This is a genomic window from Amycolatopsis melonis (genome assembly GCF_040064235.1).
Taxonomy (GTDB): domain Bacteria; phylum Actinomycetota; class Actinomycetes; order Mycobacteriales; family Pseudonocardiaceae; genus Amycolatopsis; species Amycolatopsis melonis.
Map to the genome: position 1 here is coordinate 38,836 of NZ_JBDZYD010000016.1, position 9,438 is coordinate 48,273.

General features: G+C 74.0%; 7 protein-coding genes. 3 read left to right on the plus strand and 4 right to left on the minus strand.

Annotation, left to right across the window (positions count from 1 at the left end; translation table 11 throughout):
• Positions 1–28: 28 nt before the first annotated feature.
• The 4 genes from ABJI51_RS36370 to ABJI51_RS36385 all read right to left on the minus strand — a co-directional run bounded on the left by ABJI51_RS36370 (position 29) and on the right by ABJI51_RS36385 (position 6,040).
• Entirely contained in the window at positions 29–1,162 is a 1,134-nt protein-coding gene (locus ABJI51_RS36370; protein WP_348955647.1) for a serine hydrolase domain-containing protein, read from the minus strand.
• Positions 1,163–1,165: 3 nt separating this feature from the next.
• Entirely contained in the window at positions 1,166–3,844 is a 2,679-nt protein-coding gene (locus ABJI51_RS36375) for a bifunctional acetate--CoA ligase family protein/GNAT family N-acetyltransferase (RefSeq protein ID WP_348955648.1), read from the minus strand.
• 2 nt (positions 3,845–3,846) lie between these two features.
• A complete protein-coding gene (locus tag ABJI51_RS36380) occupies positions 3,847–5,016 on the minus strand; it encodes an acetoin utilization protein AcuC (RefSeq protein ID WP_348955649.1) in 1,170 nt (389 codons plus the stop codon).
• A gap of 178 nt (positions 5,017–5,194) precedes the next feature.
• Positions 5,195–6,040, minus strand: a complete 846-nt coding sequence (locus tag ABJI51_RS36385) for a sulfurtransferase (protein WP_348955650.1) — start codon at positions 6,038–6,040, stop codon at positions 5,195–5,197.
• 113 nt (positions 6,041–6,153) lie between these two features.
• Here ABJI51_RS36385 and ABJI51_RS36390 point away from each other — a divergent pair, with 113 nt between their 5' ends.
• From ABJI51_RS36390 to galE, 3 genes are all read left to right on the plus strand, one after another.
• Positions 6,154–6,870, plus strand: a complete 717-nt coding sequence (locus ABJI51_RS36390; RefSeq protein WP_348955651.1) for an iron-dependent transcriptional repressor DtxR — start codon at positions 6,154–6,156, stop codon at positions 6,868–6,870.
• Complete coding sequence (galK, locus tag ABJI51_RS36395) at positions 6,867–8,051, plus strand: galactokinase (RefSeq protein ID WP_348955652.1); 1,185 nt, start codon at positions 6,867–6,869, stop codon at positions 8,049–8,051. Before ABJI51_RS36390 ends, galK begins: the two co-directional genes overlap by 4 nt.
• A 99-nt stretch (positions 8,052–8,150) precedes the next feature.
• Positions 8,151–9,131: a UDP-glucose 4-epimerase GalE gene (galE, locus tag ABJI51_RS36400; protein WP_348955653.1), complete on the plus strand. Its 981-nt coding sequence runs from the start codon at positions 8,151–8,153 to the stop codon at positions 9,129–9,131.
• The last annotated feature ends 307 nt before the right edge of the window (positions 9,132–9,438 follow it).

The window sequence follows — 9,438 nt, forward strand, 5'->3', positions numbered from 1 at the left end:
GCGAAGCATGCGGGCGGCGACCGGTTTTCTACCCCGCCGCGTAGGTCCAGAACTCGCGCATCAGCGGGGTCGGGTCCGGGCTGGTCAGCTCCACCTGGGTCAGCAGGATCGACACCGCGCCCGTCGCCGGGACCAGGTGCCAGGCCGTGCCCGCGCCGCCGACCCAGCCGTAGCGGCCCGGGACCTCCCATGGCGTGCTCGGCTCGACGTCCACCGAGCCGCCGTAGCCCCAGCCCTGGCCGTGCAGGAACACGCGGCCCGCTTCGCGCTGGGCGGGCGTCAGGTGGTTCGCCGTCATGCGGTGCACCGACGCGGGCGTCAGCAGGCGGTGGCCGTCCGCCGTGCCCTCGGCCAGCAGGAACCGGGCGAACGTCAGCAGGTCGTCGGCTGTCGAGACCAGCCCGCCCGCGCCCGACGGGAACGGCGGCGGGCTGCTCCAGCGGCCCTCCGGCGAGTCGATCAGCCGCAGCCCCTCCTCGGCGCGGCGGTACGCGCTGGTGAACCGGCCCAGCTCCGGCGTCGGCACGAAGAACCCCGTGTCGGCCATGCCGAGCGGCTCGAACAGCCGCTCCGCCAGGAATTCCGGCAGCGGCCGTCCCGACACCCGCGCGATCAGCACGCCCTGGAGGTCGGACGCGGTGTCGTAGAGCCAGCCCTCCCCCGGCTGGTGCAGCAGCGGCACCTGGGCCAGCGCCGCCAGCCACTCGTCCGGGGCCACCGCGCGTGGCGACGCCGCCGGGTGCCCCACCACCTGGAGCAGCAGGTCGACCGCGGGCAGCGTCATGTCCGCGGCGAGGCCGTAGCCGCAGCGGAAGGTCAGCAGGTCCTCCACCGTGATCGGGCGGCGGGCCGGCACCACGTCGTCGACCGGCCCGTCCGGGGTCCGGACGACCACCGGCGCCGCCAGCTCCGGCAGCCAGCGCGCCACCGGGTCGTCCAGCGCCAGCGCGCCCTCGTCGGCGAGCAGCAGCACCGCCGCGGCGGTGATCGGCTTGGTGAGCGACGCGATGCGGAACAGCGAATCGCGCGCCATCGGCACGGTGCCGCCCGCGTCGGCCGAGCCCACCGCCGCGGCCTCGACCTGCTCGCCGTGCGCGACGAGCGCCACCGCGCCCGGCACGTCCCCGGCGTGTGCGGCCAGCAGCTCGGTGAGGGTGCGCACGCGTCAGTCCACCGGGATCGCGCGCAGCCGCCGCGGGCCGGTGTCCGGGCGGCTCGGCGGCGCGCCCAGGACCAGGCGCGCGTTGGCGACGAACGCGCCGTCCGGCGACGCCAGGATCGGGTCCAGCACCAGCGACCGCACCTCCGGGTTGTCCTCGGCCAGCGCCGCCACGCGCAGCACCATGTCCTGCAGCGCGGCGAGGTCGGCGGGCTCGTCGCCGCGGTAGCCGGTGAGCAGCGGCGCGGTCCGCGGCTCGCGCAGCAGCGTCGCGGCGTCGACGTCGGTGAGCGGCACCGCCCGGTAGGCGCGGTCGCCCAGCAGCGTGCTGACCAGCCCGGACAGCCCGAACGACACGAGCGTGCCGAACGACGGGTCGTCCTGGAGCCCGATCACGCACGACAGGCCCTTCGGGGCCATCCGCTGGACGTAGACCTCGTCGTCGCCGGAGATCTCCCGCAGCGTTTCGTACGCGGTGCGCACGGCGTCTTCGGACGCCAGGTCCAGCCGCACCCCGGCCAGGTCGGGACGCCCGCGCAGCCGTTCGTCGACCGCCTTGAGCGTCACCGGGTAGCCCAGCTCGCCCGCCGCGGCGACCGCCTGGTCCACAGTGGACACGATGCGGAACGGCACGACGTCGACGCCGTAGCAGCCCAGCAGCCGCACGACGTCGGTGTCCGACAGCAGCGTCGTCTTGCCGCCCTCGGCCTCCAGCAGTTCACGCACCAGCCCCTGCGCCTGCTCGGTGTGGATGCCCGCCGGCCGCACCAGCGTGCCCTGCGGGCGCTGCCGCCACGCCGCGTACCGGACGACCCGCGCGAGCGCGTTCACCGCGCGTTCCGGGCTGGGGTACGACGGGATCGATCCCCGCGTCGGCACGCCGTCGGCGGTGAACACGGCCAGTTCGTCCGGGACGCCCTCGGCGGCCAGGAACGTCGACACGATCGGCTTGTGCTGCCCCAGCTCGACGACCGTCTCCCGCAGGGCGCGCGCGTACGCGGTGCCGGGGATGGCGATCGGCGGCGCGAACACGACGACCAGCGCGTCGGTCTCCGGCGAGGTGAGCGCCTCGCGGACGGCCTTGGCGAACTCCTCCGGCGCGGCCTGCGGGCCGACGTCCACCGGATCGGCCGCCAGCCGCAGCCCCTGCATCCGCGCGGTGTCGGCGGCCAGCAGCCCGATCGCGCTGGAGTTGCCGACGATCCCGATCCGCGGCCCGGCGGGCAGCGGCTGGTGGGCGAACACGAGCGCGGTGTCGAACAGCTGCGCCAGCGACTCCACCCGCACGACCCCGGCCTGCTCGAACAGGGCTTGCACGCTGGCTTCGTCGATCTCGGTGGACGTCGCGGCCAGCTGCGGCCGGACCGCGTGCCGCCCCGACTTCACCGCGACGATCGGCTTCGTCCGCGCGAGCCGCCGGGCCAGCCTCGCGAACTTGCGCGGGTTGCCGAACGACTCGAGGTAGAGCAGCACGAGATCGGTGTCCGGGTCGGTTTCCCAGTACTGGAGCAGGTCGTTGCCCGAGACGTCGGCGCGGTTGCCCGCCGAGACGAACGTCGAGAGGCCGAGGCCGCGGGCTTCGGCGTCGGCGAGGATCGCGGTGCCCAGCGCGCCGGACTGGCAGAAGAACCCGGTGCGGCCCCGGCCCGGCAGCCGCGGCGCAAGGGTGGCGTTCAGCCGGATTCCCGGCGCGGTGTTCAGCACGCCGAGCGCGTTCGGGCCGACCACGCGCATGCCGTGCGCCCGCGCCTCCCCGACCAGCCTCAGCTCGGCGTGCAGGCCGTGCGGCCCGGCTTCGGCGAACCCGCTGGACAGGATCAGCAGCGTCTTCACGCCCTTCGCCAGGCAAGCGTCCAAAACGGACTCGACGGACTCGGCGGGCACCGCGACGACGGCCAGGTCCACCGGGTCCGGGATGTCCAGCACCGACGGGTACGCGCGGACGCCGCGGACCGAGCGATGCTCGGGGTTCACCGGGTAGACGGTGCCGGTGAAGCCGGCGGCCAGCAGGTTCACGAAGGCGACGTGGCCGACCTTGCCGGGCTCGGTGGACGCGCCGATCACCGCCACCGAGGACGGGTGCAGCAGGTTGTGCACGCTGCGGGCTTCGGCGGCCTGCTCACGCGAACGCGCGACGGCCAGTGACTCCTCGGTCGGGTCGATGTCGAACTCCAGGTGCAGCACGCCTTCCTCGATCGCGCGGCTGACCTGGTAGCCGGCGTCGCGGAAGACCCGCACCATGGCGGCGTTCTCGGCGAGCACCTCGGCGACGAACCGGCGCAGCCCGCACTCCGACGCGGCCGCGGCCAGGTGTTCCAGCAGGATCGAGCCGAGCCCGCGGCCCTGGTGGGCGTCGCTGACGACGAAGGCGACCTCGGCCGACGGGCCGTGGTCGAGCCGCTCGTACCGGCCGACGGCGACGATGTCGTCGCCCAGGAAGGCGGCGAACGCCACCCGGTCGTGGTGGTCGACCGTGGAGAACCGCTTGAGGTCCTTCTCCGGGATCCGCGGGTAGGCGCCGAAGTAGCGGAAGTACCGCGTGCGCTCGGACAGCTTCGCGTGGAAGGCGACCAGGCCGCCGGCGTCGCTCGGCACGATCGGGCGCAGGTGGACGGTGCCGCCGTCGGACAGCACGACGTCGGCCTCCCAGTCACGGGGGTAGTCGAAGGGGTCCCGTCCGGCCATGGTCAGTCCCTCGGGTCGTCCGGATCCAGGCCGTGCAGCGGGAAGACGGCGCGGCGGGTGTCCCGGACGGCGATGTCGACCGGGTCGTCCTCGCCGTCGCCCCACGGCTTGAAGCCGGTGTCGCGGTCGTCGGACATGGTTCGCGGCAGCTCGGCGTGCGGCGCGGCCTTGCCGACGGCGGCGGTCCAGCCGGGCGGCAGCGGCGTCGCGGGGTCGACGTCCCGGTCGAGGACGGTGGCGATCAGGTGCGTCCACGACCGCGGGACGACCCGGATCAGCTGGTACCCGCCACCGCCGACGGCGATCCACTTGCCGCCGGCGTAGGTCTCGGCGAGGTCGCGCAGGGTGGCGTAGATCGTGCGGTGCCCGTCGACGCTCAGGGAGAGGTCGGCCAGCGGGTCTTCCTCGTGGGAGTCGACCCCGCACTGGGTGAACAGCAGCTGCGGCTCGAAGTCGGCCAGCAGCGAGGGGACGACGGCGTGGAAGGCCCGCAGCCACCCGGGATCGCGGGTGCGCGGCGGCAGCGGCACGTTGACGGAGGTGCCGTCGGCCTTCCCGCGGCCGGTCTCGGCGGAGTAGCCGGTGCCCGGCCAGAGCGTGAAGGGATGCTGGTGCAGCGAGATGGTGAGGACGCGCGGATCGTCGTAGAAGGCAGCCTGGACGCCGTCGCCGTGGTGGACGTCGGTGTCGATGTAGGCGATGCGGTCGAAACCGTGGTCGAGCAGCCACGAGATGGCGACGGCGCAGTCGTTGTAGACGCAGAACCCGGCGGCCCGGTCCCGCATGGCGTGGTGCAGCCCGCCGGCGATGTTGACCGCGCGGGTGGCCTCCCCCTCGGCGACCTTGCGGGCGGCGAGCAGCGTGGAGCCGACGACGAGCGCGGAGGCGTCGTGCATGTCGGAGAAGACGGGGTTGTCGTCGGTCCCGAGCCCGTGCCCGACATCCCACCCGACGAGCGGAGCGTCCCGCACGGCGGCCAGGTATTCGGGGGCGTGGATCCGCAGCAGCTCCTCGTCCCCGGCGGTGGACGGGACCAGCAGTTCGACGTCCTGGAGCACGCCCAGTTCGGTGGCCAGCCGGACGGTCAGCTCCAGCCGGACGGGGTTGAAGGGATGCTCCCCGCCCAGGTCATAACCCAGCAGAGCGGAGTCCCACACGACGGCCGGCGACATGCACCCGACTCTAGTGCCGATCGCGGGAATCCGTGGACCGCGCGGCCCGGTCCGCGGTCGTGAGTGAGAAACAGCGTTCTAACCCTGTTTCTCACTCACGACAAGCCGCGGCAGACCACGCCACCCGAGGTTTCACCGGCCCCGGCTTCGGCGGTTCCAGGCGCGGGCTGCCCGCGGGTCAGCCGGGCAGGGGACCCGTGGCGACCGGGCGCTCGGGGTCGCGGGACCAGTGGGACCACGAGCCCGCGTACAGGCCCGCTCCCGGGTGGCCCGCCAGCTCCAGGGCCAGCACCACCGAACTCGCCGTCACGCCGGAGCCGCAGTACGCGCCCACCGGCTCGCCCGGGCGCAGGCCCAGGTCGGCGAACCGGGCCGCCAGCTCCTGCGGGGTGCGCCAGCGGCCGTTTTCGGCGATGTGGCCCGCGAACGGGGCGTTCACCGCGCCGGGGATGTGGCCCGCGCGCGGGTCGATCGGTTCCGTCTCGCCCGCGTAGCGCGGGGTCGCGCGGGCGTCGAGAAGGAGGCCGTCGCGGGCCAGGGCGGCCGCTTCGTCCGCGTCGAGGACCGGCATGCCGCCCGGCTTCACCTCGATGTCGCCCGGCTCCGGCCGCGCCGGTTCCGTGGTGACCGGGTGACCCTCGGCCGTCCACGCTGCGTAACCGCCGTCGAGGACCGTCACCTCTTCGTGGCCCGCCCAGCGCAGCAGCCACCACGCCCGGGCCGCCACCGACCCGTCGGCGTCGTCGTACGCCACCACCGGCACCCCCGTCCGCACGCCCGCCGCGCGCAGGTCGCGCTGGAGGTCGGCCGGGTCGGGCAGCGGGTGGCGGCCACCTTCGCCCGGCTCGCCGGCGAGCGCCCGGTCGAGGTCGACGAACACCGCGCCCGGCACGTGTCCCTCCTGATAGGACTGCGCGCCGGGCGGGCCGGCGAGCCGCCAGCGGACGTCGAGGACCACCGGCCGTCCGGCGGCCGGGCCCGCCAGCGCGGCGGCGAGGTCGGTGGTGCTGATCAGCGGACGCATGCCTCCCATCTTGCCGCCGCCGCCCACCCGGCCGCGGCGGGGTGCGGACATATCCCCCACCGGCGAGTTGTTATCGCCGAGGCCCGCCGCCGCTGCCGGTGCCAACGACTACGATGAGCAACGCGGACGAAGGGGACAGCGTGAACGATCTCATCGACACCACCGAGATGTACTTGCGTACGATCTACGAGCTCGAAGAAGAGGGTGTCGTTCCGCTGCGCGCCCGCATCGCCGAGCGCCTGCAGCAGAGCGGCCCGACGGTCAGCCAGACCGTCGCCCGGATGGAGCGCGACGGGCTGGTGGTCGTCGCCGACGACCGGCACCTCCAGCTCACCGACCACGGCCGCGAACTGGCCATCGCGGTGATGCGCAAGCACCGCCTGGCCGAACGCCTCCTCGTCGACGTGATCGGCCTCGAATGGGAGCACGTCCACAACGAGGCCTGCCGCTGGGAGCACGTGATGAGCGAGGCCGTCGAGCGCAAGCTGGTCAAGCTGCTCGACCACCCGACCACCTCCCCGTACGGCAACCCGATCCCCGGCCTGGACAAGCTGGGCGACGGCGAGCCCGCGCCGCCCGCCGAAGCCGACCTGGTCCGCCTCGACGAGTTCGCCCGCACCGGCGGCGGCCGCGTCGAGATCCGGCGCATCGCCGAGCACGTCCAGCTGGACGAGTCGCTGATGACCGAGCTCAAGTCGGTCGGCATCGTGCCGGGCGGCACGGTCACCGTCGGCAAGGCCAGCGGCGGCACCATCGAGGTCACCGGCGCGGACACCACCGCCCAGGTCGCCAGCTCCGCGCTGCACGCCGTCCTGGCGCAGGCCCGATGAGCCCCGCTTCGGAGGCCGTGTCGGCGTTCCGCACGGTCCACGGCCGCGCGCCCGCCGGCGTCTGGTCGGCGCCCGGCCGCGTCAACCTGATCGGCGAGCACACCGACTACAACGACGGCTTCGTGCTGCCGTTCGCCCTGCCGCACCGCCTGGCCGCGGCGGCGTCACCCCGCGAAGACGGCATCCTGTCCGTGGCCACCCTCGGCGACGACGGCCAGCTCCAGCACTCCGGCGACCTCAAGATCGCCGACCTGGCGCCGGGCACGGTCGACGGGTGGGCCGCGTACCCGGCGGGCGTCGCCTGGGTGCTGCGCGACCAGGGCTTCGCCGCCGGCGCCGACCTGGTCATCGCCGGGGACGTGCCGTCGGGGGCCGGGCTGTCCTCCTCCCACGCGCTCGAGTGCGCGGTGTCGCTGGCCCTGCTCGGGCTGGCCGGGCTGGAACTGGACGGCAGCCGCGCCGACGTCCCGACCCGGCCGCAGGTGGCGCGCTGGGTGCAGCGCTCGGAGAACGACTTCGTCGGCGCGCCCACCGGCCTGCTCGACCAGACGGCGTCGCTCTGCTGCACCGAGTCCCACGTCCTGTTCCTGGACGTGCGCTCGGGCGAGCAGGAGCAGGTGCCGTTCGGCCTGGCCGAGGCCGGGCTGCAGGTGCTGATCATGGACACCCGCACCAAGCACTCGCACGCCGAAGGCGGGTACGGCGAGCGGCGCCGCGGCACCGAACGGGCCGCCGAGCTGCTCGGGGTGAAGGCGCTGCGCGACGTCACCGTCGCGGGCCTCGACGAGGCTCTCGGCCGCCTGCCCGAGGACCTGGTGCCGCTGGTGCGGCACGTCGTCACCGAGAACCAGCGGGTGCTGGAGACGGTCGAGCTGCTGCGCGCCGGGCGGCTGGCCGAGATCGGGCCGTACCTGGACGCCTCGCACGTCAGCATGCGCGACGACTACCGGATCTCCACGGCCGAGCTGGACCTCGCGGTCGACTCGGCGCGGGAAGCCGGCGCCCTCGGCGCCCGGATGACCGGCGGCGGCTTCGGCGGGTCGGCGATCGCGCTGGTCCGCGACGCCGACCTGGACGGGGTCAAGGCGGCCGTCGACGCGGCGTACGAAAAGGCCGGCTACCGGCGGCCGCGGATGTTCACCGCGGTGCCCTCCCGCGGCGCCGGCCGCGACGAGGTCTGACGTCGTGCGGGTCCGCGCGGGGCAACCCCCGCGCGGACCTGTGCGTCGCCGAGGGGGAAGACTGAACAGCACAGTCACCCTCGACAGAAAGGCCTGGATGTGTCGGAGCAGAGCAACGCCCTGAAACTGGTCGTGACGGGCGGAGCCGGGTACGTCGGCAGTGTCTGCACCGCCCGGCTGGTCGAGGCCGGTCACCAGGTCACCGTCGTCGACGACCTGTCCACTGGGCACGCCGACGCCGTCCACCCGGACGCGCGGTTCATCGAAGGCGACGCCGCGGAGGTGGCGGGCAGCCTGCTGCGCGAGGGCTTCGACGGCGTGCTGCACTTCGCCGCCAAGTCGCTGGTCGGCGAGTCGATGACGGCGCCGTCGAAGTACTGGGAAGGCAACGTCGTCACCTCGCTGCGCCTGCTGGAGGCCATGCAGGAGCACGGCACGCCGCGCCTGGTGTTCTCCTCGACCGCGGCGACCTACGGCGAGCCGGAGCAGTCCCCGATCCCGGAGTCCGCGCCGACGCGGCCGACCAACACCTACGGCGCCACGAAGCTCGCCATCGACCACGCGATCACCAGCTTCGCCGGCGCGCACGGGCTGGCCGCGGTCAGCCTGCGCTACTTCAACGTCGCGGGCGCGTACGGCGCGTTCGGTGAGCGCCACGCCACGGAAACCCATCTGATTCCTCTCGTCCTGCAGGTCGCCTCGGGCGACCGTGAGCGCATCCAGATCTTCGGCGACGACTACCCGACGCCGGACCACACCGCGATCCGCGACTACATCCACGTGGTGGACCTCGCGGACGCGCACCTGCTGGCCCTGAAGCACGCGACCGCGGGCCAGCACCGGATCTACAACCTGGGCAACGGCACGGGATTCTCGGTGCTCGAGGTGATCGAGGCCTGCCGCGAGGTGACCGGCCACAGCATCCCGGCGGCGGTGGCCCCGCGCCGGGCGGGCGACCCGTCGGTGCTCGTCGCGGCCAGCGACCGGGCCCGGGAAGAGCTGGGCTGGAAGCCGGAACGCACCGAACTGACCGGAATCGTCCGCGACGCCTGGGAATTCACCCAGGCCCGGCGCGGCTGACGACGGGGGTGGCCTGCCGCAGGCAGGCAGCCCCTCGGTGCTCGAGGAACTCGACCGGCAGCCGCGGCTGACCACGGAGTGCGGCCCTGCCGCGAGGGACGCGATGCCCCGCCGGGTAGGCGGCCCCTCGATGCTCGACAGAACTCGGCCGGCAGCCGTGGCTGACCACCGGGTGCGGACCTGCCGCAAGGCGACGCGATGCCCCCGGGCAGGCGGACCCTCGATGCTCGAGAAACTTGACCGGCAGCTGACCGCCTGTCGTGAGTGGTGATCCGGGCAGGACCCGGGTCACCACTCACGACAGCGG